We start from the raw sequence: 25,443 nt of genomic DNA, 5'->3' as shown, positions 1-25,443 counted from the left end.
TAGATCATCGCGCGCAATGGGGCGGGACAAGCTCATCGACCAGCTCGCTCGATAACATCGCCGCCTACCCCGTCCCCACCTTCCCCCGCGCCTCATCCGCCAGCGCGAAGAACCGCTCCCTGACCTCGGCTGCGAACGGGTTGTCGCGTTCGATGGCGCGGAAGACGGCGGGGCTGTCGTGGCGGACCATGTCGACGGCCTGCATCAGACGGTCGAAGCTGGCGGTGGTCATGCGCGTCGGCAGGGGCTCCATGGCCATCAGGACGCGGGCGATCAAATGGGTCAGCCCCTGAACCGTCGCGGCCTCGCGGTCGTGGTCCTCGGGGCTGACCTGAAACACCTTCAGCCCCAGCGTGCGGCGGCAGAAGGCGGCGACGCGGCGGGCGTCTTTCGCCCCCCGCACCTCGCACACGGCGATCCGCAGGCCCGCGATGCCGTCCTTGCCGCTCTGCGGGCCGAACAGCGGGTGGGTTCCGACGATCCGCACGCCGGGCGGCAGCAGGGCGTCCATCGCCTGCGCCGGCTTCACCTTCACCGAGCCCACGTCGATGACCAGGGCGTCGGGCCTCAGGTGCGGGCCGATGGCGACCAGCGTCGCCTTCAAGGCCTCGACCGGCACGGCCAGCACCACCGTCGGACAGGCGGCGGCGGTCGCCAGATCGGTCAGGGTTGCGAGGCCTTCGCCGCCCCCGACTCCAGGCGTCGCGGCCGGATCGTGGGCGATCACCTCGAACCTCGGCGCCAGATGTCGCGCCGTCAGCCGCCCGAAGGCGCCGAAGCCGATCAGGCCGAGCTTTTCCCTTGCCACCGCCTTCCCACCAACTTCCGTCATCCTCGGGCTTGACCCGAGGACCGGGTGCGGATCGGGCTGTTCGCTCGCCGCCGACGCAATGCGGCGGACCCTCCGGTCCTCGGGTCAAGCCCGAGGATGACGGAGTGGGGATAGATGGCGGGGGTGAACGCCCTCACAGCGTCTCCATGAACCGCACCGGCCGCCCGTGCGCCGATCCGATCAGTTCGCCGTCTTGCATCACCACCCGGCCGCGCACGATGGTCGCCATCGGCCAGCCGGTCGCCTCGACCCCGTCGAACGGTGTCCAGCCGCAGCGCGTCGCCTGCTGATCATGGGTGATCGTCCGCTTGGCCTTCAGATCGACGATGGTCAGGTCGGCGTCATAGCTGACGGCCATCCGCCCCTTGTTGGCCGTGCCGAACACCCGCTGCGCCCCCGCCGAGGTCAGATCGATGAAGCGCTCCAGCGACAGCCGCCCATTGGCGACATGGGTCAGCATCAGCGGCACCAGCGTCTGCACCCCCGGCATGCCGGACGGAGAGGCCGGATAGGGCTTGGCCTTCTCCTCCTTCGTGTGCGGCGCGTGGTCGGAGCCCAGCACATCCGCCACGCCCTGCTGCATCCCCCACAGCCACAGCGCGTCCACATGCTCCTGCGACCGGATCGGCGGGTTCATCTGGGCATAGCTGCCCAGCCGCTCATAGGCTTCCGGTCCGACCAGGGTCAGGTGCTGGGGCGTGATCTCGACGGTGGCGACATCCTTGTGGAAGCGCAGATATTCCATCTCGTCCCGGGTCGTGACGTGCAGCACGTGGATGCGCGCGCCGGTCTCCTTGGCCAGACCGACCAGACGGCGGGTCGAGCGGATGGCGCTCTCGGCGTCGCGCACCTCGGGGTGGCTGGTCCAGTCGCCGGTGCGGGCCAGACCGCGCCGCTCGACCAGGCGGTATTCGTCCTCGGAGTGGAAGGTGGCGCGGCGGCGCACATTGGACAGGACCTTCCTCACCCCCTCGTCGTCGGCGATCAGCAGGTCCCCGGTCGAGGCGCCCATGAAAACCTTGACCCCGCAACAGCCGGGCAACCGCTCCAACTCGCCCAGATAGTCCGCATTCTCATGCGTGCCGCCGACGTAAAAGGCGTGGTCAGTCCACATCCGATCCTTCGCCCGCGCCAGCTTGTCGGCCATGGTGTCGGGATCGGTGGTGTTGGGGTTGGTGTTCGGCATCTCGAACACGGCGACGACGCCGCCCAGGGCCGCCGCGCGGCTTCCCGTCTCCAGGTCTTCCTTCCACTCCAGCCCCGGCTCACGGAAATGGACCTGGGTGTCGATCACGCCGGGCAGGACCGTCAGGCCCGTCGCGTCGAAGACCTCGCCCGCCGAGGTCTGGCTCAGGTCGCCGATGAAGGCGATCTTGCCGTCGATCACCCCAACATCCGCCATGCCCCGCCCCGCATGGTTCGCCACCTCGCCGCCACGGACGATCAGGTCATAGGTCTGGGTCATGGGGCGGCGTCCTTTCTTTCACTCCGTCATCCTCGGGCTTGACCCGAGGATCGGACTGTCCGCATCGCGACAGGCGACGCATTGACGCCATGCTTCTACCGGAACCACCGCCCAGCGGAACCCTCGATCCTCGGGTCAAGCCCGAGGATGACGGAAGACATAATCAACGTTTCAACATCCGCTGCGCCGCCTTCAGCACCCGCTCCCATGGCAGGTCCATCATATGCTGGATCGCCTGGTTCAGGCGCGGATCCAGCCTCTTGAACTCGTAATAGGTGCGCGGCCCGCGCACGGCCTCGCCCTTCCAGGGCCCGCGCACGGTCTCGTCCGACGGTCCAAACACGGCCACCACCGGCGCGCCCGAGGCCACGGCCAACTGGGTCCAGATCGAGTCCGCCCCGATGTACAGCACCGACGTCGACAGGGCCGCGACCGTCTGCAGCCGCGTCAGCTTGCCCTGAAGCTCGATCACCCGCGCGCGCGGCACGGCGTAACGGATCGTGTGCGCCGCCTCGCGGTCGATCTCTTCGCCCACGATCATCAGCCGGCCGCCCGCCAACGGCCCGTCGTCGGCCAGCAGCTTGGCCGCGACCTTGGCGTAGCGTTCGGCGGGCCAGCGCTTGCCCATCCATTCCACGCCCGGCCCGACCGCCAGGATCGGCCCGTCACCGCCCGTCGACGGGATCAGCGCCTCAACCTGGGCCCGCGTCTCGTCCGAGACATAGAGTTTCGGTGCCGGGATCTCATCGGGCTCCAGCTTCAGCACCGCCGCCGCCGCCTCGACTGCATGCAGGCCCGGCTGATCCTTGCCCCGCACCGCGCGCTTGTGCCGCCTCAGCTTGCCCGACAGGTCCGAGCCGCGCATGTCCACGACCAGCCCCCATTTGGTCGCGCGCACCTGGTTCCACAGGGCGATCCATTCGAAATGGCCTTCGCGCTCCAGCACGATCAGTTTCGTCAGGCGCGGCGTATCGGCGAACAGCGGCGCGCTGGCGGCCGATCCGACGATGGTGAAGGTCGCGTGCGGCAGGCTCTCGACCAGATGCGCCATCACGCCGGAAGACAGCACGGCGTCCTCGGCGTCCGCTTCGGCGATGTACAGGATGGGAAACCGCCCGATCATCCGTCGACGGATACAGGGATTCTATCTGCGGTTCAGCGCCAAACGCGTGTTTCCACAGGAAGGCCCCATGCGCTACAGCGACGCGCATGAGCCAGACGCCCGATCCCGCCGAGACAGCCGCCCTCGAACGCTTCAAGGCCCAGCGCGTCACGGCCATCTATCGGCTGGACCTGATCGCCAAGGGCGCGACGATTTCGTACGAAGACGGCACGCCCATCGACATGGCCTCCGAAAAGGCCCGTCTGGAGGCCGTCGTCGCCGACATGGACCGCCGCATCGCCCGGCTGGAGCGTTCAGCCGGGTGAGCCTGCCTCTCCTCCCCGGCCGGACCTGCGGCGGTTGCGTCGAATGCTGCCGGGTCATTCCGCTGAACCTGCCGGAACTGGCCAAGCCGACCGGCGAACTGTGCGCCTATTGCGTCGACGGCGCCGGCTGTTCGGTCCACGCGATCCGGCCGAACACCTGCCGCATCTGGTTCTGCCTGTGGCGTGTGGTCGAGCTGTCCGACGATTGGCGACCGGATCGCAGCGGCGTCATCGTCCGCCCCGACGGCGTCGAGGATGGGGTCATCACCCTGTATGTCCTGCGCCGCTCCGACTTCCTCGCCTCGCCCCAGTTTTTCGTGACCGTCGCCGGCTGGGTCGCGGAAGGCATTGAGGTGGCGCTCAGCATTCCCGGCCCCGTCGGAACCTATCCCGCCCGCGCCGTCGTCACCGACTGGCTGCGTCCGGCCATCGAGGACGGCGACACGGACGCCTTCACGACCCGCGTCCTGATGTCCCTCGACACCCTGGCCGAACACGACTTCCAGCCGGACGGCGTCGTCGCGCGATATGCGGTGACAACCCAAGATCAGCCCAAAGCTTAGCCGAAGCTTAAGTCCTTGGCGTTACGATGAAACCTGTAACGCCGTCGCTGGAAAGGGCACGCCGTCGATGCAGGCCTGGGATGCGCTGAAACGGCCGATCTGGATGTTCGACCCGGTCGCCCTGCGCGGCGTCTACGCCAATCCTCCGGCACTCGATCTCTGGGGTTCGGACACCCTCGACGCCCTTTTGGCGCGCGATTTCAGCAACCTCTCCCCCGCTGTCCTCGCCCGGACCGAACGTCTGGCGCGCGAGACGGCCAATGGCGAGACCCTGACGGAAGACTGGACCTTCTACCCGCACGGGCGACCGCTGACGGTGTCGGCGGTGATCTCGACCTATCGCCTGACGGACGGCACGCCGGTCCTGCTGTTCGAGGCCGCCCCCATTGTGGTCGAAAGCGAAGAGCGTCGCGCGGTCGAGGCCCTGCGCCACACATCGACCCTGATCACCCTGTTCGACAGCGAAGCCCGCCCGATCTTCTCAAATCCGTCGGCCTTCGCCGCCTACGGATCGACCGCGCACCCCTTCGAGGCTCGGTTCGCCGAACCCGAGCGCGCCCAGCCCATGCTGGCGGCCGCCCTGTCGGGGGCAGCGATTTCCGACGTCTGCGAGATCATTACGCGAGCGGGCGTGCGCTGGCACCATCTGGACGTTCGTCCCGTGACGGACCCCGTCACGGGCCATCTCGGCGTCTTGCTGAACGAGATCGACGTGACCGAACGCGTCGAGGCCGAACAGGCCCGCGTCGCCGCCGAACAGAAGACCGCCATGGCTGAGGCCCGCCAGAAGTTCCTGACCGACATGTCGCACGAACTTCGCACGCCGCTGAACGCGGTCATCGGCTTCTCCGATCTGTTGTCCAAGGCCGGCCTGCCCGACGAACAGGCCGATCAGGTCGCCCGCATCAACGGCGCGGGCCAGCGCCTGCTTTCCGTCGTCAACGACATGATCGACCTGTCGGCCGACAACGTCGTTCCCCTACCGCCCGCAGACACCCCGGCCGAGCGCGCCCCGGCCAATGAGGACGCCCCCGCCCTGCGCGTCCTCTATATCGACGATCACGACAGCAACCGCGCCCTCGTCATGGCGGTGATGACGGCCCAGGGCATCGTCTGCGCCACCGCCAACGACGGCGAACAGGGCGTCGAGGCCGCCCGTACCGGCGACTGGGACGTGATCCTGATGGATATCCAGATGCCCGTAATGGACGGCGTCGAGGCGACCCGCGCCATCCGCGCCCTGCCCGGCCTAGTGGGCCGCACGCCGATCCTGGCCCTGACCGCCAACACCCTGCCGGAACAGCTGACCCAGTACGAACAGGCCGGCATGGACGACTGCATCGCCAAGCCGATGAACATCGTCGACCTGGTCATGCGCGTCACCGCCTGGGGCGCCAGCGACTGGCGCACCTTCGATCCTCTCCGTGAAGACGAGGCCGCCGCCGTCGCCTGAATTTCGGCGCGGCGTCTTCTGAAGCCGCGCCGTCGGTCCTATCTTCGCCCCATGCCCATCGCCCGTCTCGACAGCCGCGCCCTGATTTCCGTCACGGGCGAGGATGCGAAACCCTTTCTGCACAATCTGTTGACCCAGGACGTGGAGACGCTGGCCGACGGCGAACTCCGCTTCGGCGCCCTGCTGTCCCCGCCCGGTCGGCTGTTGTTCGACCTGTTCCTTCTGGGACAGGCTGACGGCGTTCTGCTGGATGTCGCCACTGAGCGCCGCGACGCCCTGATCCAGCGCCTGTCGATGTACAGGCTGCGCGCCAAGGTCGAGGTCGCCGCCGACGACCGCCCGGTTTTCGCCGCCTGGCCCGAGGTCCCCGCCGGCTTCAATCCCGACCCCCGCACGCCCCTGATGGGCGGCCGCTTCTATGGCGAGGCGACGGCAGACGCCGCCGAGGCCGACTACGACACCCACCGCTTGTCGATCGGCCTGCCCGATCCGACCGTCGACGCGCCCCAGGACAAGACCTATCCGATCGAGGCCGACTTCGACCTGCTGAACGGCATCGATTTCCAGAAGGGCTGTTTCGTCGGCCAGGAAACGACCTCGCGCATGAAGCGCCGGGGCACGATCAAGAACCGGATGCTGCCGCTGGACTTCGACGGCCCGCCCCCCGCCTTCGGCGCCGAGGTGCTGAAGGGCGAACTGCGCGCGGGCGAAGTCCTCTCGGGTCAGGAGGGTTCGGTCATGGCCCTGCTGCGCATCGACCGCCTCGACGGCGACCTGACCGTGGATGGCCGCCCGGTGCGCTTGCGCAAACCCGCCTGGATGGGCGACGACGTCCTTCCCTCCTCCAACGCGTGAGTCCCCCATGAAGATCGCCGATCAGATCGTCCTTGTCACCGGCGGGGCGCGCGGCGTCGGCGCCGCCTGCGTCCGCGCCTTCGCCCATGAAGGCGCCCGCGTCGTCATCAACTGGAGGAACAGCGGCGAAGCCGCGAACGCCCTGGCCGCCGAGATCGGCGAGCGCGCCCTCGCCCTTCAAGCCGACGTGACCGACCGCGCCGCCGTAGACGCCATGGTCGCGGCCGCGCAAGGCCGTTTCGGCGCCCCCGTCACCACTGTCGTCAACAACGCCCTGGACTACAGCTTCAATGGCGACGCCCGCTCTCAGATGACCGCCATCGGCTGGGACGAGATGGATCGCCAGTTCTCGACCGTCGTGCGCGGCGCCCTGAACGTCATCCAGGCGACCGCGCCCGGCATGGCTGCGGCCCGGTTCGGCCGCGTCGTCAACATCGGCACCAACCTGTTCCAGAACCCGGTCGTCCCCTACCACGACTACACCGCCGCCAAGGCCGCCCTGCTCAGCCTGACCCGCACCGCCGCCGGCGACCTCGGCCCTGACGGCATCACCGTCAACATGGTCTCGGGCGGTCTCCTGCGCACCACCGACGCCAGCGCCGCCACGCCCGAGGCCGTCTTCGACCTGATCGCCGGCATGACGCCGCTGCGCAGCGTCACGACCCCGCAAGAGTTCGCCGACGCCGTCCTCTTCTTCGCCTCCCCCTGGAGCCGCGCGGTCACCGGCCAGAACCTGGTCGTGGACGGCGGATTGGTCCGGGACTGAAGCCCTCTGAATTTCGTCATCCTCCGGCAAGCCGCTTGCGGCGCAGACCGGGGGACCCAGCGGCGTGCGTGAGCGCGAACCTGTCGCGGCTTCTGTGTTCAACCATCCAGCGGCGGATGGACTTCGCCTTCGGCGCCGCTGGGTCCCCCGGTCTCGCTCTGCTCGCCGGAGGATGACGAAAGAGCGACGCCATCCATCGTATCGCCCTGAAACGTCCACCAACATTTCCGCAACTTGTTTGCGACCAGCGTCAATCGACCAGCCCCCGCCGCCGACGCCCCTACTATGCGCGGTTTTACGCCAGAGGCCGCAAAGCCTGACCGCATCCACCCAAGACCAGCCTCCGAGATTAGACGAATTAGACACTTTAGACGGTGTTTTTCCTCCGTCGCCTCGACGCCGAACGCTCTTCCCTCAATCGGAACAGACTGGCAACTTCAGGCCATGACCGACTCACACGCCACAGAGGATCTCAGCGGCCGCTGCGGCTGGTGCGGGACCGACCCCCTCTATGTCGCCTATCACGACACCGAATGGGGCGTGCCCGAGCGCGATCCCCGCGCCCTGTGGGAAAAGCTGGTGCTCGACGGCTTTCAGGCTGGTCTCGCCTGGATCACCATCCTCAGAAAACGCGAGGGCATCCGCGACGCCTTCGACGGCTTCGATCCCGAGATCGTCGCCCGCTACGACGAGGCCGACATCCAGCGCCTGCTGAACGACCCCCGCATCATCCGCTCGCGCGCCAAGATCAACGCCGCCATCCGGGGCGCCAAGATCTGGCTCCAGATGCGCGATGACGGCGAGGACTTCTCCGCTTGGCTCTGGTCCTTCGTCGGCGACGAGCCGATCCAGACCCCCTACGCCGACTATCGCCAGGCCCCGACCCAGACCGAACAGTCCGTCGCCATGGCCAAGGCGCTGAAGAAGCGCGGATTCAACTTCTGCGGCCCGGTCATCGTCTATGCCTTCATGCAGGCTGTCGGCATGGTCAACGATCATCAGACGACCTGCTTCCGTCACGCCCAGGTTCGTGCGATGGCGGGCCATGGCTAAAGCCCCCACGAATCCGAAAGCCTTCCCGACCCTCGCGCTGGAAACGGTGCTGATGCAGCGGGTCAACGGTCACGTCTGCGGCGTGGACGAGGCCGGGCGTGGTCCCTGGGCCGGGCCCGTCTCGGCGGCGGCCGTGATCCTGAACCCCGACGACCTGCCGCCCGGCATCGACGATTCCAAGGCCCTGACCGAAAAGCGTCGCGCCGCCCTGGAGCCTGAAATCAAGGCCCGCGCCGTCGCCTGGGGCGTCGGCTTCGCCTCGGTGGACGAGATCGAGGAACTGAACATCCTGCACGCCACGGGTCTCGCCATGTGCCGCGCCATCGAGGCCTTGCAGGTCCAGCCGGTCGCCGCTCTGGTCGACGGCAACTATCGCTTCAAGCTTCCCTGCGAAATCCAGACGGTCGTCGGCGGCGATGGGCTGTCGCTATCCATCGCGGCGGCCTCGATCCTGGCCAAGACGGCGCGGGACCGGTTGATGATCGATTTGGATGCCCAATACCCCGGCTACGGCTTCGCCAGCCACAAGGGCTACAACGCCCCGATCCACCAGAACGCTTTGAAAACCTTGGGCCCCTGCCCCGCTCATCGGCGCAGCTGGTCGCCGATCAAGGCGCTGTTGCAGCAGGCCTGACGCCGTCTCAGATGTGCAGGAAGCCGCCCAGCAGCGCGCCCATCAGGGCCGCCACAGCCGCCCCGGCGATCGCCATCATCCAGCGCGGCGGCGGCGCCACCTCGGGCTCCACGTCGATGTGTTCGGCGGGCTGAACCGCCTCGACCGGGCGGGCGTAACGCGCGGCGTTGTGGGTGTAGGTCGCATCCGCCGTCCGCGGCGCCCACGAGCGCGGCTCGGCCGCCGGACGGACGCGGTAATCGTCGCTGCGATCGGTCTTCGGGGCGGTGTGCGGGTGCGTTTGCATAGTCCGTCAACGGTGCGAAACGATTCGCGTTCCGCCCAACCCGCCGTTGTTTTCATTGGTGTCTATGCGGCCACGGGCAGGGCCACCGGCCGCTCCGTCACCACGAACAGGTGCTCGACATTCTTGAGCCGCCCCACCTGCCCGACCTTCTCGCCCTTGGGATTATGGATCCCGATCCGGGCGCCGACATAGCGCGGGTGCGCCATCTCCAGCACCTGCACATGCCCTCGCGCCGACAGCATCTCGACCAGGTCGGCGCGGCTCAGATAGCCTTCGTCGTTGAAGCTGACGATCAGGTTCGGCGCCTTGACCCGCTCGATCACGGTCCGCAGGGCCGGACCGATGCCGGGCCGGCTGTTGAACGCGCTCTTGCGCGTCCTCACGTCCACCCGCTTGTTGGCGACCCCATAGGTCTCGGGCCGGTCCCACAGCACCAGGCTCTCCCAGCAATGGTAGTTCCCCAGATAGGAATGCTGGTTGTAGGGCGGGTCAAGGTAGACCAGATCCGCCTCGACCTGCGCTGCGATCTCGACCGCATCGCCCTGGGTCGCGCGGCACGGCCCCTCCACCGCCGGAACCAGGTCCGGCGTGCGCAGCTCCAGCGTCTTCAGCGCCCTGGGCGCCCACTGCTTCATATAGGCCATCTGAACCCCGGCGGTGGAATCCACCCGATCCGCCGCCTCCATCAGGCTGACCAGGAGGATGGCCTTGAGTTCCGGCTCCAGTCCCATGGCCTCGATCCGGTCGCGCATGGCGTCGATCCGCGCCCCGTTGTCCGGGTGAAAATACCGCGCATCCTGACAAAAGGCCTTGGTGAACCAGCCCGCCTCCGGCTTCACCATTCGCAGCTCGGCCAGCACGACCTCGGCCCGCTCGACCCACCGCTCCCGATCCGCCTGGACATAGGTCGTCGCCAGGGCGTGGGCATAGGCGTTCAGGTCGTTCGACCAGACTTGAAACCCCAGCTTCTTCAAGGCGTGCCCGACCCGCGCCGTGCCCGAAAACAGATCGCAAACCCGCCCGCCCTGCGGCAGCACCCCCGCCACCGCAGCCGTCACATGCCCCAGCAAGGCGCGCTTGGAGCCGATGTATTTGATCATGACGCGGCCCGACTCATCACGGCAGCATAGCGGGTTGAGGCGTCACGCGAGAGAGTGGGGGCCACTGACTTTGGAGAGCCTGCAGATCCGGGCGCTCAGCCGTCGCAAAAACGCGCAAGACCGCCATCCCGAAAGATGACGGCCTCGGTTGTGTTCCTGGCTCTCGGCGGATTCGCCCCTTGGCAGGTCGAGCGAGATCGCCAAGGATCTGGGTCTCGCACCGAGAGGCTTCAGGCTTCCGGACTTACGCCCGGAAGCCTGCCTAGCATCAGAAGTAGAAGCGAACAGCTGCGGTTACGGTGCGGCCAGGCAGGGCCTGGGCCAGCACCACGCCGCTGGCGGGCAGGCTGTCGGCCGACACTTCCGTCAGCGCGGTTTCATCGAACAGGTTGTTGGCGGTCACCGACAGCACGACGCGGTCGATGGGGCGCACCTGGACGAAGGCGTTGACCGTGGCGTAGCCCGGCATCTTCAGCTGGTTGACGTCCTGGGTGTAGCTCTCGGTCGTGCCGACGACGCTGGCGCCGACCGTGAACAGGTCCGTCTCGTACTGCGGCATGACCTGGAAGATCAGGTCGGCCTGACGACGCGGCGAGTTGCCGACCAGGGCCGCATCCTCGGCCTTGGTGATCTCAGCGCTGGTGACGGTGGCGCTGCCGGTCAGGCTGAACGGACCGTGACGCACGCCGGCCTCGAACTCGGCGCCCTTTGCCTCGTAGCTGCGCTGGACCAGCACCAGACGGGTGATCCCGCCGGCATCCGCGCGGATCTGCTGGTTTGTCTCGCTCACCTCGGCCCAGAAGCCCGTGACGTTGGCGAACAGGCCGTTGGCGCGATACTTCATGCCGATCTCGGCCTGGTTCACCGGATCATAGGCTGCGTCGGCTTGCAGCAGGTCGCCGTCGACGGTGCTGATGGCCGGCGAACGCAGGATCTTGTCCGCCGCGGCCCGCGCGCCCTCGCTGTAGCGGGCGAAGGTCGAGAAGCTGTCCGAGACGCGGTAGTTGGCGCTCAGCGAATACGAAACATAGTCGTAGTCGTAGTCGACCGGCGTGGCGTTTGCAGCCGGGGCGAAGGCGAATGTGCGCTCGGCTTCCGAGATGACGCCGTCGTTGTCGACGTCGATCGTGCGCACGTCGGTCAGGCCGTTGGCGACCGTGCGGCCGTTCACGTCGCCACTGTCGAAGCGGATCGATCCGCCCAACGCCAGCTTGCCCAGCCGGTAGTTCAGCGAGGCGTAGGGCGCCAGCACTTTGTAGGTCACGTCGGTGCGCGAGTTGGACCCCACGCCCGCAGGACCGAAGAAGTTGACCACGCCGTCCTGGGTGCGGGGCGTGCCGTTCGTGTTGAAGATATCGACCAGGGCCGAGTTTCCACCACCCACGACGTCCTGCAGGAACGGGATGTACTGGCGATCGAAGTTCAGGTCCTGCTGGGCCGAATAGACGCCCACGGTAGTCGTCAGGTCTCCGCCGCCGATCTTCCACACGCGGTTGGCGCGCAGATCGTTGGTGAAGTTGTCCAGGCTGTCGATGTCGGTGTGGACCAGGGTCGAAAAGGCCAGCAGACCATTGCCGTTTAGGGTCGTCGGGCTGGTGATCGCCTGACCGGCGCGCGGTCCCGTCGCATAGGCCAGGGTTCCGGGACGACGGCCGAACGCCAGCGGAGCCTGGGCCGCCGGCACCACGGCCAGCGGGTAGTTGAACGACTGATCACCCGATTGCTGCGCGTAGCGCATGTGCTCGGAAATGGTCCAGCCGTGCAGGTTGAAGCGGGTCTGAAAGCCCAGCGCGCGCACCTGAACCTGATTGCCGTCTTGCAGATTGACGCGCTTCAGATTGTTGTCGCCGTCCAGCAGCGGGAAGACCGTGGTGTTGCGCGACGTCAGGGTGTCGCGCGTCATCGAGAAGTTCGGAACGTCGCTGTAGTTGGGATCGTCGTTCGTACCGGACACCAGCAGGGGCGTCGGACCATAGGCGACGACGGTGTCGTCCAGGATCTTGCCGTACAGACGCACGAAGCCGCCGTCGAAGGTCTTGGTGATGTTGGCCTTGATCTGGCCGCCCTTGTTGCCCGTGAAGCCGGCGTCGCGCGGGCCTTCACCCTCGCGATAAAAACCGCCGACGTGGAAGCGAACGGTGTCGCTCAGGTGACCGCCGTAGCTGAAGTCGCCGCGGTAGGTGTCGTAATCCAGGCCCGAAGCGACCTGGACCGAGCCGCCTTCGACCTCGCCCGTCTGCGAGATCAGGTTGATTACGCCGCCCGGCGCATTCGACGCGAAGGTCGAGGAAGACCCGCCGCGAATGGACTCGATCTGGCCGACGTTGAAGTCGTAGCGCATGAAATAATCGGATGTCAGCGCCAGGATGTCGCCAAACTCCAGAACCGGCAGACCGTCTTCCTGGAATTGCAGATACTTACCTCCGGTGCTGACCATCGGCAGGCCGCGGATCGTGTAGTTGCCGTTGACCTCGCCAACACTGGCCTCGGCGCGGATGCCGGGGATGGTGCGAAACAGGTCGTTGACCGCGAAGGCGCCGATCTTGGCGATCTCGACGTCGCTGATCGAGCTGGTGGAGGTCGCGCTGTCCAGCCTGTCGCGCGCCTTGGCCACGCCCGTCACGATCACGTCGTCATTGGCCCGCGTCCGGCTGGCCTCCCAAGCCGTCTGGCGCTGCGGCGCAGGCTGCGTCTGCGCATAGGCAGGCATGGCGAGGATAAGCGGCGCGATCGCGGCCGTGAAGTACAGGGATTTCAAGGGAGCCTCCAAGGCGTTGTCTTGCAGTGCGATGACTGGACAACTGATTTTCGTTCGGAAATTCTTCCATGCAGTTTCTTGCATGGCTATCATCAATAAAACACGGATGTGTTTGATGATTTATAATGCCAGGGTACGGATTAATACTGACATAACGGCGCCCAAAAGGTTCAAATTGATGCGCCTGCTTCTTCTACACTCAACTGACTCGATATCTTAGAACTCGTTCCAGTCATCATCGGCCGCTTCGCTCGACAGCGCGAGCGCACCGACCGTGCGGATGACCTTAGGCGCCGGCCTCGGGGCGGACACGGTTTCTCGACGTGGCGCCGGCGCGGCCGAAGTCGTCGCATTCAGCCTAAACCTGGAAACCAGGGTCGCCAGTTCGTCGGCTTCGGTCGCCAGGATGCGCGCCGCCGCCGTGGCTTCCTCCGCCATGGCTGCGTTCTGCTGGGTCATGCGATCCATGCTGCCCACCGCGCTGTTGACCTGTTTCAGATTCTCTGACTGGACTTGCGCCCCGTGGGCGATGTCCACGATCAGGGTGTTGGCGTCGCCGATCTTGGCCACGACCCGCGCCAGCATCTCGCTGGTCTCGCCGACGCGATCGACCCCCACCTTAACCTCGTCCGACGACCGGCTGATCAGTTGTTTGATGTCGTTGGCGGCGTCGACGGTGCGCTTGGCCAGTTCGCGCACCTCGCCCGCAACCACGGCGAAACCGCGCCCCGCCTCCCCGGCCCGTGCGGCCTCGACACCGGCGTTCAGCGCCAGCAGATTGGTCTGCAAGGCGATGGCGTCGATCATGTTGATGATCTCGCCGATTTCCTGCGATCCAGCCTTGATGGCGTCCATCGCGACGATCGCCTCCTCCACGATCGCGCGGCCGTCCGCAGCGTCGCCGTTGGCCAGGGTGATGGCGTTGCGGGCGTTGGCCGCGCTGCGCGCCGCGTCGCCGACCATGTCTGTGACATGATTGGTCGCGGTGGTCGTCTGCTGGAGGCTGGACGCCTGCTGTTCGGTTCGCAACGACAGGGTTTCGGACGCCGAGCAGATCTGGGTGGCGCCCAGGCGAACGCTCTGCGCCGACCCGGCGACACCCGCCAGGCTTTCTTCCAGCCCCTTGACCGCCACGTTGAAGGCCGTGCGCAAACGCTCGTACTCCGGGGCGAACGGCTCGCGAATAGTGTGGGTCAGATCGCCGGCGGCCAGAGCCTCCAGAGCCGTGTCCAGCTCCTCGACGACATGACGTTGCGCGGCGTCGGCGACGATCTTTTCGCGCTCGGCGGCGTCTTTGGCCAGATCGGCTGCCGCCTTGGCCCGTTCCGCCTCCGCCTTGGCCAGCGCCGTGTCGCGGAACACAAGAACCGCGCGCGCCATGTCGCCCAGTTCGTCGGCATGGCTGGCGTCCACGACGATGTCGTTGTCGCCCTTGGCCAGCTGACCCATGGCCTCGGTCAGGATCGTGATCGGGCGCGCGATCATGCGGCTGAGCATGGCCGACAGCACCATGGCGATCGTGATCAGGGCGATGCCGCCGACGATCAAGGCAATGATCGCGGTGACGATCGCAGCTTGCTGGCGTTCCAGATTCTTCTCGGTCACGGCGGCTTCGGCCTCGCGCAGGTCGCGCAGCGGAAGAACAGCCTCGCTGACCAGCACCTTCTTGCCGGCGTCGCGCACCTCTTGCTGCGCCTGCTCGCGCTTGCCGGCGCGAACCTCGGCGATCATGCGATCACCCCAGTCGGCTCTCCAAGCCAGGGTGGCCAGTCGCGATTTTTCGAGCAGCGCCTGCTTCTCGGCGTCGGCGAGTTGCCCCTTGAGTTCGACAGCGACCTTATCGAACTCGTCACGCCCCTCGTAATAGGATTTCAGATAGGTCTCGTCGCCGGTGACAAGAAAGCCCCGGAACTGGCTGTTTTGGCGCAGGATCGCGGTTTCCAGCGACATCGCCTGCGCCTCGATCGTGCGGCTGAGGTTATTGCTCTCGATCGACGAGCGGATCATCATGATCGTTGCGAAGAAGACCGCCATCATGATCGCGGCAGAGACGCAGATCAGGATGAAGGAAAGCCGCAGCTTCTTCGGAATCCGCATCTTCGACATCATGACTTCAGCCCCAAAACGCATCTAGACTGCCGCTTGAGAGGCTGATTACTCAACTCGCGCCGCGACGAACGACCCGGACACGGTCCAGACCTCACAAACACCCGGTTTTTCAGGTGACTAAGGCTTCGTAGCGCAGGACGATTAAAAAGTTGGTTAAGCTTGGACCGACGGCGCTCACAGACTCGAATCCCGCGGGCATGCACGAATTCACGCGCCGTTAAGCCCAAGTGATCATAGGTAACAGGCCGTGACGGTCCGCGTTCAACGCCAGAACGGCTTACTACCTGGGCGCGAATACAATCGTCGCGTCCAAGCTACGCCAGTATTGAGTTCATTTAGTTGGAATACGTGACAATGCGATCGGCGATTGGATGACTGGCCCCGTCACCGACACCTTCGACTGCGAGCTGGCAGCGCAGGCTGAACGTTGCCGCGCCATGGGTTCGCCGTTCATCGCTGATGTGCTGGAAGCCGCAGGCCGACAGCTGGCCTGCGCGCCTTTGACGGCCGCCAGGATTCGCAACTGGCAGGGCGATCAAACTGCGGCCGCCTTGGCCCTGCGCCTGAACGGCGCCCTGCACGCCCTGGCGCGCGCGGGTCGTTCGCGCCCCTTGTCCAGCCTCTATCGTCGCGAACACACAGACTTCGACGGAGCCGTGGCGGACGCGCTGGCGCAGAACGACCAATTCGTCGCCGACTGGGTCCTGCACCCCCCGCAAACGAATGAGGTCGCGCGCGCCGCCGCGTTGATGGCCGCACTGATGGCTGCTCCGCTGGAGCGTTCGATGCCGTTCGAACTGCTTGAGCTCGGTTCCAGTTGCGGCTTGAACCTGAATCTGGACCGCTACGCCTATGCCTTGGGACCCATCGCAGCCGGGGACCCATTCTCGGATGTGCGGATCGAACCGCAGTGGCGTGGCGACGAGCCCAAGACCCGCCCCGTTTCAATCGCATCGGCGCGCGGCGTCGATCTGCAGCCGCTTAACGCCGCCGACCCGGCGCATCGCGAGCGTCTGCTGGCCTTCGCCTGGGCTGACCAGCCGGCGCGCACCCGACGTCTGGAGCACGCACTGCGTATCGCCGCCGCACACCGACCGCGCATCGATCAGGGCGATGCCGTGATCTGGCTGGCCGACCGCTTGGCCGAGCCGCAGGCCGGCGGCTGCTGCCGGGTCCTGATGCACACCATGGTGCTGCAGTATCTGAGCGACGACGACCGGCGCCAGATCGCAGCGCTGCTCTCGACCGCCGGCCGCCGCGCGGACGCCGAGCATCCGCTGCTCTGGATCAGCTTCGAATGGACCCGTGACCGCACCCACGTGGAGCTGCGTCTGACGGCCTGGCCCACCGGCGAAACCCGCGTCCTGGCGCATTGCCATCCTTACGGAGACTGGCTGGAATGGCTGTCGCCGGCCGCCGCGGCCTTGGCGGCCTGATCGGCTGATCCGTCAATCCGCCAAACTCGCTGGCCGCCAGCAGGCCTGAATCATTCCCACTCGATTACACAAATTACCCCAAGCCGCTGATCGGCTTGGGGTTTTTTCTCGCTTATCAACCGGCGGACCGATTGAACAACCGACAGACGGGAAGTATTCTGAAAACATTCAGAAAATTCTAAGCAATAACATCTGCGTGAATTCGTCATCTTTTGCGGTCTATCGGACTCTCTGAGCACTGAGCTGCAATGCAACGAGTTCGGTTCGCCTTGCCACTGTGCACCATCACTTGGACGTACACTGCATCTCATCCGCACGGTCGTCGTCGAGCTTACCGGCTCGATCGTATGGCGATAGCGACAAGCGTCGTCGACGCGTGTCATGCCGCGCGCGACGACCGGGATGCAAACGCCGCACTGGCTTTGCGGCCGACGGCGTCCTGATTTTCGAGGACGGCGGGACTGGCCGATCGGTCTTTCGCCACGAGGACGACAGATGGCGGATTACGCACATCGTTGGTCGTCGGACGCGGTGCGCTGATCTCGCGATCAGGCGGCGGGAGCCGCCGACGCTCCCTTCTGGGCGAGCCAGGCGTCGATCAGGGTGATTTCGCGCTCCTGCGCCGTGATCACCTCCTGGGCCAGGTCCCGCGCTTGGGCGTCCTTGCCTTGCGCGAGCTCCACACGGGCCACCGAGACGGCGGCGACGTGGTGACCTCGCATCTGCTTCATGAAGTCGATGTCGGCGTCCCCGGTGAAGGCGGGCATCGCCTCCATCATCGTGTTCATCGAGGCCTTGTAGCCTTGGGTGGCGACGGAGTCGCCGGGCGCAGGCGCAGCCATGCCGCCCTCCATTCCGCCATGGGCGTCTGCCGCTGCGGCGGCCTCAGGCGTGGCTACGGCGGGCTCTTCGGCTTGCGGGGAACAGGCCGTAGCCAAGGCGCAGGCGGCGAGGACGAGGCTGATGCGTTTCATGACGGCTCCTTGGGGTCCCGACGTTAGCGACCAGGAGGGCCCATTCGTTCCGCCGACCCTACCGTCCGGCCCGCGCCAAGAGCTCGATCAGCTCGCCGGCCTTGGCCTTGCGATCCTCGGGATCGTCGCCGGTCATGGCGCCCATGACGCAGTGGTCGAGGTGATCCCGTAGCACTTCGGTCTCCACGCGATGGAGCGCGGCTCGAACGGCCTGAAGTTGCGTCAGCAAGTCGACGCAATACCGGTCATCTTCAACCATGCGGGAGATTCCCCGCACCTGGCCTTCGATCCGACTGAGCCTGTTGAGGACTTTGGGTTTCGTGTCGGTTTGCATGCGGCCTGTCCTCCTGAGCACCCCCATATACCCCAGACGGGTATCTTGCGATATACCCCCCCATGGGTATATGTGAGCCCTTCGGTCAGCCGGAGAGAGCGACATGTCCACGCATCCTCACAATCATGCCTCGGGTCACGCCTGCTGCGGGGCGAAGGCCTCGGATGGCGCGGCTACGGTCAAGGATCCCGTCTGCGGCATGTCGGTCGATCCGACGACTACCGCTCACCGAGCCAGTCATGGCGGTCAGGACTATTTCTTCTGCTCGGCGGGGTGCCGGACCAAATTCATCGGCGATCCGATGCGTTACCTGAACCCTCGCGTGGAGGCCGAGCCGGCCGTTCCCGGCGCCATCTACACCTGCCCGATGCACCCCGAGATCCGGCAGGAAGGCCCAGGCTCCTGCCCGATCTGCGGCATGGCGCTTGAGCCGGAGACGGTCACGGCGGAAGCCCCGCCCAACCACGAGCTGATCGACTTCACCAGACGCTTTTGGGTCGGTCTGGTCCTGACCCTGCCGGTCTTCGCCCTGGAAATGGGCGGACATCTGGCCAATCTCCACATGTTCATCCCGGGCCAGATGTCGAACTGGATCCAGTTCGCTTTGGCGACCCCCGTGGTTCTCTGGTGCGGCTGGCCCTTCTTCGAGCGCGGCTGGACATCGCTGCGCACCCGTCGGCTGAATATGTTCACCCTGATCGCCATGGGGGTCGGCGTGGCATGGCTTTACAGCGTCGTGGCCGTCGTCGCGCCAACCCTGTTCCCGCCCGCCTTCCTGAAGGCCGACGGCAGCGCGCCGGTGTATTTCGAGGCGGCGGCGGTTATCACCGTGCTGGTCCTCGTCGGCCAGATTCTGGAGCTGCGCGCCCGCGAACAGACCTCGGGCGCGATCCGCGCCCTGCTGGACCTCACGCCCAAGACCGCCCGCCGAATCCGGGCGGACGGCGTCGATGAAGATGTCTCGCTTGACCAGATCGCCGTCGGCGACCGCCTGCGGGTCCGGCCCGGAGAGAAGATCCCGGTCGATGGCGAACTCCTGGAGGGGCGGGTCGCTGTCGATGAATCCATGGTGACCGGCGAGTCCATGCCGGTGACCAAGGACGTCGGCGACCGCGTCGTGGCCGGCGCGCTCAACAAGACCGGATCCTTCATCATGCGCGCCGACAAGGTGGGCGCCGACACCCTGCTGGCGCAGATCGTCCAGATGGTGGCCCAGGCCCAGCGCAGTCGCGCCCCGATCCAGCGGCTGGCCGATACGGTCTCCGGATGGTTCGTTCCCACAGTGATCGCGATCGCCCTGCTCGCCGCCGTCGTCTGGGGCCTGGTCGGTCCCGAGCCCCGTTTGTCCTACGCCCTGGTCGCCGCCGTTTCGGTGCTCATCATCGCCTGTCCCTGTGCGTTGGGTTTGGCCACGCCGATCTCGATCATGGTCGGGGTGGGACGTGGCGCCCACGCCGGCGTCCTGATCAAGAACGCCGAGGCGCTCGAACGCTTCGAGAAAGTCGACACCCTCGTTCTGGACAAGACCGGCACCCTGACGGAGGGCCGTCCGTCGGTGACGGCGATCCTGCCAGCCCAGGGCTTCGTGGAAGCGGACATCCTGCGTCTGTCGGCCAGCCTCGAGCGGGGCAGCGAACATCCGTTGGCCGACGCGATTGTCCGGGCAGCCAAGGATCGGGACATCCCCCTTACCGAGGCCGTGGACTTCGACAGCCCGGTCGGTCGCGGCGTCCGCGGGACGATTGAGGGCCGCCAGGTCGCCCTGGGCAACACCCGTTTTCTCGGCGAGCTTTCAATCGACGTCTCCGCGCTGGAGCCGAAGGCGGAGGCCCTTCGCCACGACGGCGCCACCGCCATATTCGTGGCTATCGACGGAAAGGCGGCCGGGGTCATCGGCATCGCCGATCCCATCAAGGCCACCACGCCGGCTGCGATCCTCGCGCTGAAAGCGGCCGGTCTGCGGCTGGTGATGATGACCGGGGACAACCGGACGACGGCCGAAGCGGTCGCGCGTCGCCTCGGCATCGACGAAGTCCAGGCGGAGGTTCTGCCGCAGGACAAGGCGTCTGTAGTACAACAGCTTCGTTCGCAGGGTCGGATCGTCGCCATGGCGGGAGATGGCGTCAACGATGCCCCTGCCCTCGCCGCCGCCGATGTCGGCGTCGCTATGGGGGCGGGTTCGGACGTCGCCATCGAAAGCGCCGGCGTCACCCTTCTGGGCGGAGATCTGCAAGGCATCGTGCGCGCACGGCGTCTGTCCCGCGCGGTGATGGGCAACATCCGCCAAAACCTCGTTTTCGCCTTCGGCTACAACGCCCTTGGCATCCCCGTGGCGGCTGGCCTGCTTTATCCCGTCTTCGGCTGGCTTCTCTCGCCTGCCCTTGCGGCGCTCGCAATGGCGCTCTCCTCGGTCAGCGTCATCGGCAATGCGCTGAGACTGCGCGCGGTGAGGCTTTAGCCAGGATAGGCAATCACCAGTCCGCCCACCCACCCAAGGGAGGAACCGGCTGTGACGGGCCGGATTGATTTAGACGCTGACCGCAGTCTCCAGGCATTCGCAGCGGCAGGCGAAGACGAACTGAAATTTCTGAAGAGGATACTGACGATGTCTCATCAACAGATGGACCACGGCGGGCAAGGCAACGCTCGTGGACTCGGCCCTTATCGGAGCCTGTACCTCGAGTTGGCGCTCGATTTCGTCATCATGTACCTGGTCATGTACACGATGATCGCCACGCTCGGTCACTTCTATCTCAACCTGAACAACGTCTACATGACCCTGATGATGGTCGCGCCGATGGCGGTCCTCATGCTCGTCTTCATGCGGTCCATGTACCCGTCGCGCAAAACGAACCTGGTCATTGGAGCGGTCGCCGTCGTGATCTTCGTCGGCAGCTTCGTCGGCATGCGCACCCAGGCGTTCGTTGGCGACGACGAATTCCTGCGATCGATGATCCCGCACCATTCCGGGGCTGTGTTGATGTGCGAGCAAGCCTCCCTGACCGATCCGGAGATCATCGCCCTGTGCGACGGCATCGTGCGTGGTCAACAGGAGGAGATCGCCCAGATGCAGGCGCTCCTCGAGAAGCGTCGCCGCTGACCCCGGCGTGCGGGGGAAGGCCTCAGCCGCCGCCCGCTTCCTCTTCATGAGGGACGCGGTCGTGTGGCGCGTAGAGAAGCAGAAGGCCGGGACCGGCCAAACGTCTGGAGACTGAGTATGCGTTACTTCAACCCCGCGCCCTTCATCGCCGTCGCGGCGGTCGTGGCCTTCGCCGCCGGACCGGCGGCGGCCCACGCTCGCCTGGTCAGCGCCACCCCGGCGCCCGACTCCACCGTGGCCACGACCCGGACGCTGACCCTGACCTTCAGCGAACGCAGCGTTCCCGCCTTTTCCGGCTTCGACGTCGTCAATGCGGCGGGGGAGAAGATCGCGATCCGCACCTCGGTCGCCGAGGACGGCAGGACCCTCACGGGCGCGCTGGCTCGCCCGCTGGCCGCCGGCGCCTACCGTGTCGACTGGCGTATCGCGTCGAGCGACGGCCACCGCATGACGGGATCCTACACCTTCACGGTGCGCTGACGCCGTGCTGGAAGTCGCGGTCATCGCGCTTCGCTGGCTTCAATACGCCGGCGGCGTCGTCCTTCTCGGCGCGCCGCTGTTCCTTCTCTACAGCTTCAAAGACCCCGACGCGCCGAACCTGGAATGGTCGCGACCGACATTGCGCCTCGCGGCGATCATCGTCACGCTCGGCTCGCTCGCCGCCCTGGTGGCCCAGACGGCCGTCATGGCGGGGTCGCTGAGCGAAGCCGTCAAACCCGCGTCCCTGTCCTTCATGGTCACCGGCACGGCCCTGGGCATGGCGATGGTCGTGCGGGCCGCCGCCGCCTTGCTTGGGCTTGTCGCCTTGGTCGCCCTGAAACCCGGTCGCGCGCTCTGGAGCGTGACGGCCGCCTTGGGTCTGATCGTGGCCGCCAGCTTCGCGTGGACGGGTCATGGCGCGGCCACCGAGGGCCCTGGCGGGCCCATACATCTCGTCGCCAACATCATTCACGCGGTGGCAGCGGCCTTGTGGCTGGGCGCCCTGGCGGCGTTGACGGCCCTGCTTTTGCGCCGAGCCGGTCCGGACGATCGTGCAATCCATCGCGCCCTGCATGGCTTCGCCGGTCTGGGAACGCTGGCGGTCCTGTTGCTGGTGCTGACCGGTCTCGTGAACAGCTGGTTCCTGATCGGTCCCGAGCGCGTGGCGTCGATCGCGGGCAACCTCTACGGCCAGCTTCTGGTCGCCAAGCTCGTCCTCTTCGGTTTGATGCTGGCGCTGGCGGCGAGCAACCGGTTCCGGCTGACGCCGACACTGGGCTCTGCGCTGGAGACGGGCCAACCCTCCCTCGCCGCCATGAGCGCGCTCCGGCGCAGCCTGTTGGTCGAAACGGGTCTGGGACTCGCCCTGATCGGCGTCGTGGCGGTCATGGGAACCCTACCGCCCCCGGCGTCTCTGTAGCCGCGATCGCGATGATCTGAATGAGGTCGTCGCTCCGCCGGCCATTGAAGTATGATCAGACGATGCCGTTCCTGCGTCATGACCTCGTCCGACTGACGACCGCGCTGCTAGCGGCGTTTGCCGTGCTGTTCGTGTCCACCGCTTCGATCGCCTGCGAAGCTCCGGTCGATCAGGATATGGCGTCCATGTCGATGAGCGGCGACGGCGTCCCTTGCGAGCCGAAGACCGTCAGGATCTCGTGCCATAAGGCGTGTCTGGCCATCTGCCAGGGCCTGGTCCCTCAGGGCGGTGAACCCACCCCCGCACGGGTCTATGCGTCTGTCCTCTATCCATCCCTTGATGCGCGGCATGCCGATTTCACCGCGGAGGCGGACGACCCGCCCCCGCGACGCTGATCCTGTTGAAGAAGACCGAACTCATTCAATCAAACAGAGATCAAAACCATGAAACGCACGCTCACCCTCGCAGCCCTGGTGCTGCTGGCTTCCGGTTCAGCCGCCTTCGCGGCCGCGCCGCACGCCGTGGCGCAGGCCGTATGCGCTTGCTGCGACGCTATCGCAGCCTGCGCGGAAGCCTGCACCTGCTGCTGATCGTATGATCGGGGACGCCCGCCCGCGAGGGCGGGCGTCTTCTCGATGTTCCTCACCGACGTCGCAGGGCCGGCGACCCGCTGGCGCGGGCCTGAGCGTCAGCCGGGCGCGCGCGACGACCAGTGAATGTGGTGGATGCGCCAGCCGTCGGCATGGCGTTTGAGGACCATGGTTTCGGTCGTCAGGCGGTCTACGGCGCGGCCGTTGAATTGGCCCGTGGTGCGGCCTTCGCTGGTGATCCAGGCGATGTCCCCGTCGGCCCATCCCGATCTGCGCGTCACCGTCGCTTCAGAGGCGGCGGCGAAGGCGGCGTCCGAGCCCAGGTGATGGGACGCATACTCGTCGCGCGATCGCTCCGCGCCACCCTCCTCGAAGATCATCACATCCGGCGCCATCAGGGCCAGGGCGACGGCCGTGTCGCCGGCCTTCAGGGCGACGTGAAAGGCGTCGACGGCCGCCGCCGCGTCCGCAGCTTCCGCGGCGACCGAGCCGGCGGCTTGGGCATGCACGTGGGCGTGGTCCTGGGCGAAGGCGGGTGTCGCCGAAAGCACGGCGAGCGACAGGACGAGGGCGAGAGAGGTGCGGGACATGGCGAACTCCGGATTGTGGGTGATCTGAACGGGCTGAGCGCGATCTGCGTCAGGCCGGCGGGTTGTGGCGGGCGAACACGCGGGTCGCGCCCGAGCGAAGCACCAGCAGAGTGTCGTAGGGCTCCTTGCGCCCCTGCGGCGTCTCCATGCCGGGCGAACCGAGCGGCATGCCCGGGACCGCGACGCCCACCGCCGCCGGTCGCTCGGTCAGCAGTCGAATGACGTCCGGGGCCGGCACATGACCCTCGACCAGATAGCCATCGATCAGACCGGTATGACAGGAGGCGAGCGCGTCCGGCATGCCCCGGCTGCTCCGGACCGATTGAAGGCTTGGAAGGACGGTGATGGTGGTGGTGAAGCCCGCCTGGCGCATGTGCGCGATCCAGGCGTCGCAGCAGGCGCAGGTGGGCGTCTTGAAGACCGTGAGGTTTCTGGACCGACGGGTCTGGGCGCAGGCGGACCCGCCCATGCCGATGAAGACGGCCGCGCCCATGAGTAGACGACGGTTCAGATTGGCGGGATTCAAAAGGGTTCTCCCTGATCGCTGTGGACGGATCGCTGCGCCTCGACAGGGTCGGCGCCCTGCGGCGCCAGCCGCGCCCGCAACCACCGTCGGCCAGGCTGCTCGACGAAGACATGGATGGCGGCCGCGGCGGCGAGCGTCAACACAAGCATGGCGGCCAGTTCGACCAGGCCCATTCGATAGTCCGCACCCCAGCCGGAGAACGCCTGCGCCGCATTGCGCCACACCATCAGGATGGGGATGTGGACGAGATAGAGGGCGAACGACGCTTCGCCGGCGAACAGAAGGACGGGGTGAGACAGGAAGGTCCGGACCGGAGCCTTGGCCAACAGGGCGAGCGACAGGATGAAGAGACCGGCCGCCGCCACGATGACCCGGTCGTCGGCGCCGATCTGCATGAGCGTCAGCAGCAGGGTCGTGGCGACCAGGGCGCCCATGAGGGACATTCGCGGCGAAGGCGTCCAGCGCTGACCGAGATAGTAGAGGCCAATGCCGTAGAGGAATTCGGGAATGATGCGCAGGATGCCCAGGCTGTCCTCCGCCCGTGGCAGGACCCGCCCGAACTGCGTCCGGTAAAAGGCGTCAAGCGCGACGAACAGCAGCGCGGAGAGTGCGATCAGAGCCCACGGCCTCGACCGCAGGCGGAGGGCGACAGCAGCGTAGGCCGGGAAGAACAGATAGGCGAACCATTCGGCAGACAGCGACCAGGCTGGTCCGTTCCAGAGCGCCATGGTTTCGCGCGGAAACCAGGCCTGAACGAGCAGCAGAGTGCCCGCGAAATCGGCGGGATTGAATCGGCCTGGCTCCAGACCGACGCCGACCATCGGGGCGATCAATACAAGCCCGAGCATGGCCAGGAGGATGAACAGGTGAGCCGGATAGATTCGGGCGAACCGAGCTGCCAGAAACCGCTTGTAGTCGGGCGCGCCGTTCCCTTGCAGATAGACGTGCGCGAGGATGAAGCCCGACAGGATGAAGAAGACATCCACGCCGAGCCGGGCGCGGTTCAGCAGGCCCGCGCTCTCCGCAGGCAAGGTCCAGTAAAGCTGGAAATGGAAGAGCACGACGCCGAGCGCGAGGAAAAACCTCACGCTGGTGAGGGGATCGAGCACGTCCGGGAAGGGAGCCCGGGCGGGGCCTGACCTGTCGCTCACATCGATCCCCCTGGACGACACGGCTATTCCGGTCGTTCTCT

The 25,443-nt window shown here is 66.5% G+C and carries 26 protein-coding genes; 14 read left to right on the top strand and 12 right to left on the bottom strand.

Annotated features, from left to right (window positions below; all coding sequences use genetic code 11):
* Positions 1 to 64: 64 nt before the first annotated feature.
* From LG306_RS08560 to LG306_RS08550, 3 genes are all read right to left on the bottom strand, one after another.
* Positions 65 to 808: a prephenate dehydrogenase/arogenate dehydrogenase family protein gene (locus LG306_RS08560; protein ID WP_404413673.1), complete on the bottom strand. Its 744-nt coding sequence runs from the start codon at positions 806 to 808 to the stop codon at positions 65 to 67.
* A gap of 157 nt (positions 809 to 965) precedes the next feature.
* Positions 966 to 2,297, bottom strand: coding sequence for a dihydroorotase (locus LG306_RS08555; protein ID WP_404413671.1), 1,332 nt, complete (start codon positions 2,295 to 2,297; stop codon positions 966 to 968).
* 163 nt (positions 2,298 to 2,460) lie between these two features.
* Positions 2,461 to 3,420 (bottom strand): glycosyltransferase family 9 protein, encoded by a 960-nt coding sequence (locus tag LG306_RS08550; protein ID WP_404413669.1) that lies wholly within the window; start codon positions 3,418 to 3,420, stop codon positions 2,461 to 2,463.
* A gap of 86 nt (positions 3,421 to 3,506) precedes the next feature.
* Here LG306_RS08550 and LG306_RS08545 point away from each other — a divergent pair, with 86 nt between their 5' ends.
* The 7 genes from LG306_RS08545 (at position 3,507) to LG306_RS08515 (ending at position 9,049) form a co-directional block, all read left to right on the top strand.
* Positions 3,507 to 3,725 carry a hypothetical protein gene (locus LG306_RS08545; protein WP_137721147.1) on the top strand — a complete coding sequence of 73 codons (219 nt, stop codon included), beginning with the start codon at positions 3,507 to 3,509 and terminating at the stop codon, positions 3,723 to 3,725.
* On the top strand, positions 3,722 to 4,288 hold the full coding sequence (locus LG306_RS08540; RefSeq protein ID WP_404413666.1) for a hypothetical protein: 567 nt from the start codon (positions 3,722 to 3,724) through the stop codon (positions 4,286 to 4,288). Before LG306_RS08545 ends, LG306_RS08540 begins: the two co-directional genes overlap by 4 nt.
* Positions 4,289 to 4,355: 67 nt before the next feature.
* Positions 4,356 to 5,741 carry a response regulator gene (locus tag LG306_RS08535; protein ID WP_404413664.1) on the top strand — a complete coding sequence of 462 codons (1,386 nt, stop codon included), beginning with the start codon at positions 4,356 to 4,358 and terminating at the stop codon, positions 5,739 to 5,741.
* A 51-nt stretch (positions 5,742 to 5,792) separates the two neighbouring features.
* Entirely contained in the window at positions 5,793 to 6,596 is an 804-nt protein-coding gene (locus LG306_RS08530) for a YgfZ/GcvT domain-containing protein (RefSeq protein WP_404413662.1), read from the top strand.
* A 7-nt stretch (positions 6,597 to 6,603) separates the two neighbouring features.
* On the top strand, positions 6,604 to 7,362 hold the full coding sequence (locus LG306_RS08525; protein WP_404413660.1) for a 3-oxoacyl-ACP reductase: 759 nt from the start codon (positions 6,604 to 6,606) through the stop codon (positions 7,360 to 7,362).
* 444 nt (positions 7,363 to 7,806) lie between these two features.
* A complete protein-coding gene (locus tag LG306_RS08520) occupies positions 7,807 to 8,415 on the top strand; it encodes a DNA-3-methyladenine glycosylase I (RefSeq protein ID WP_404413658.1) in 609 nt (202 codons plus the stop codon).
* Positions 8,408 to 9,049 carry a ribonuclease HII gene (locus tag LG306_RS08515; RefSeq protein WP_404413656.1) on the top strand — a complete coding sequence of 214 codons (642 nt, stop codon included), beginning with the start codon at positions 8,408 to 8,410 and terminating at the stop codon, positions 9,047 to 9,049. Before LG306_RS08520 ends, LG306_RS08515 begins: the two co-directional genes overlap by 8 nt.
* A gap of 7 nt (positions 9,050 to 9,056) precedes the next feature.
* On the opposite strand, the gene LG306_RS08510 is transcribed toward LG306_RS08515, so the two are convergent.
* From LG306_RS08510 to LG306_RS08495, 4 genes are all read right to left on the bottom strand, one after another.
* Complete coding sequence (locus tag LG306_RS08510) at positions 9,057 to 9,335, bottom strand: hypothetical protein (RefSeq protein ID WP_404413654.1); 279 nt, start codon at positions 9,333 to 9,335, stop codon at positions 9,057 to 9,059.
* A 62-nt stretch (positions 9,336 to 9,397) separates the two neighbouring features.
* Positions 9,398 to 10,435: a DNA adenine methylase gene (locus tag LG306_RS08505; RefSeq protein ID WP_404413652.1), complete on the bottom strand. Its 1,038-nt coding sequence runs from the start codon at positions 10,433 to 10,435 to the stop codon at positions 9,398 to 9,400.
* Positions 10,436 to 10,703: 268 nt separating this feature from the next.
* Positions 10,704 to 13,193 carry a TonB-dependent receptor domain-containing protein gene (locus LG306_RS08500; RefSeq protein ID WP_404413650.1) on the bottom strand — a complete coding sequence of 830 codons (2,490 nt, stop codon included), beginning with the start codon at positions 13,191 to 13,193 and terminating at the stop codon, positions 10,704 to 10,706.
* 216 nt (positions 13,194 to 13,409) lie between these two features.
* A complete protein-coding gene (locus tag LG306_RS08495) occupies positions 13,410 to 15,290 on the bottom strand; it encodes a methyl-accepting chemotaxis protein (protein ID WP_404413648.1) in 1,881 nt (626 codons plus the stop codon).
* 383 nt (positions 15,291 to 15,673) lie between these two features.
* Here LG306_RS08495 and LG306_RS08490 point away from each other — a divergent pair, with 383 nt between their 5' ends.
* Complete coding sequence (locus tag LG306_RS08490) at positions 15,674 to 16,738, top strand: DUF2332 domain-containing protein (RefSeq protein WP_404413646.1); 1,065 nt, start codon at positions 15,674 to 15,676, stop codon at positions 16,736 to 16,738.
* Positions 16,739 to 17,286: 548 nt separating this feature from the next.
* Here the strand turns inward: LG306_RS08490 and LG306_RS08485 are convergent.
* Complete coding sequence (locus LG306_RS08485; protein ID WP_292077770.1) at positions 17,287 to 17,712, bottom strand: DUF305 domain-containing protein; 426 nt, start codon at positions 17,710 to 17,712, stop codon at positions 17,287 to 17,289.
* 58 nt (positions 17,713 to 17,770) lie between these two features.
* Positions 17,771 to 18,046 (bottom strand): metal-sensitive transcriptional regulator, encoded by a 276-nt coding sequence (locus LG306_RS08480; RefSeq protein ID WP_040349360.1) that lies wholly within the window; start codon positions 18,044 to 18,046, stop codon positions 17,771 to 17,773.
* 103 nt (positions 18,047 to 18,149) lie between these two features.
* Between LG306_RS08480 and LG306_RS08475 the strand changes: the two genes are divergently transcribed.
* The 6 genes from LG306_RS08475 to LG306_RS08450 all read left to right on the top strand — a co-directional run bounded on the left by LG306_RS08475 (position 18,150) and on the right by LG306_RS08450 (position 23,135).
* Positions 18,150 to 20,504: a heavy metal translocating P-type ATPase gene (locus LG306_RS08475; protein WP_185224721.1), complete on the top strand. Its 2,355-nt coding sequence runs from the start codon at positions 18,150 to 18,152 to the stop codon at positions 20,502 to 20,504.
* Positions 20,505 to 20,555: 51 nt separating this feature from the next.
* Positions 20,556 to 21,146: a DUF305 domain-containing protein gene (locus LG306_RS08470; RefSeq protein ID WP_404413643.1), complete on the top strand. Its 591-nt coding sequence runs from the start codon at positions 20,556 to 20,558 to the stop codon at positions 21,144 to 21,146.
* 117 nt (positions 21,147 to 21,263) lie between these two features.
* Positions 21,264 to 21,626: a copper homeostasis periplasmic binding protein CopC gene (gene copC, locus LG306_RS08465; protein ID WP_404413641.1), complete on the top strand. Its 363-nt coding sequence runs from the start codon at positions 21,264 to 21,266 to the stop codon at positions 21,624 to 21,626.
* Positions 21,627 to 21,630: 4 nt separating this feature from the next.
* On the top strand, positions 21,631 to 22,545 hold the full coding sequence (copD, locus tag LG306_RS08460; RefSeq protein ID WP_404413639.1) for a copper homeostasis membrane protein CopD: 915 nt from the start codon (positions 21,631 to 21,633) through the stop codon (positions 22,543 to 22,545).
* 62 nt (positions 22,546 to 22,607) lie between these two features.
* Complete coding sequence (locus tag LG306_RS08455) at positions 22,608 to 22,940, top strand: hypothetical protein (protein ID WP_191558025.1); 333 nt, start codon at positions 22,608 to 22,610, stop codon at positions 22,938 to 22,940.
* Positions 22,941 to 22,988: 48 nt separating this feature from the next.
* Positions 22,989 to 23,135, top strand: coding sequence for a hypothetical protein (locus LG306_RS08450; RefSeq protein ID WP_185224718.1), 147 nt, complete (start codon positions 22,989 to 22,991; stop codon positions 23,133 to 23,135).
* Positions 23,136 to 23,233: 98 nt separating this feature from the next.
* On the opposite strand, the gene LG306_RS08445 is transcribed toward LG306_RS08450, so the two are convergent.
* Genes LG306_RS08445 through LG306_RS08435 form a run of 3 tightly spaced genes read right to left on the bottom strand, consistent with a single transcriptional unit; the run spans position 23,234 to position 25,339 of the window.
* Positions 23,234 to 23,725, bottom strand: a complete 492-nt coding sequence (locus tag LG306_RS08445; protein WP_185224717.1) for a nuclear transport factor 2 family protein — start codon at positions 23,723 to 23,725, stop codon at positions 23,234 to 23,236.
* A 49-nt stretch (positions 23,726 to 23,774) separates the two neighbouring features.
* The gene (locus LG306_RS08440; RefSeq protein ID WP_404413635.1) at positions 23,775 to 24,251 is read right to left on the bottom strand and encodes a DUF411 domain-containing protein; all 477 of its coding nucleotides are present in this window, start codon (positions 24,249 to 24,251) and stop codon (positions 23,775 to 23,777) included.
* Entirely contained in the window at positions 24,248 to 25,339 is a 1,092-nt protein-coding gene (locus tag LG306_RS08435; protein WP_404413633.1) for an acyltransferase family protein, read from the bottom strand. The genes LG306_RS08440 and LG306_RS08435 overlap by 4 nt, the downstream gene beginning before the upstream one ends.
* Positions 25,340 to 25,443 lie beyond the last annotated feature (104 nt).

It is taken from the genome of Brevundimonas vesicularis (genome assembly GCF_044807075.1).
Classification (GTDB): domain Bacteria; phylum Pseudomonadota; class Alphaproteobacteria; order Caulobacterales; family Caulobacteraceae; genus Brevundimonas; species Brevundimonas vesicularis_G.
This window is presented reverse-complemented; position numbering and strand designations above follow the sequence as displayed.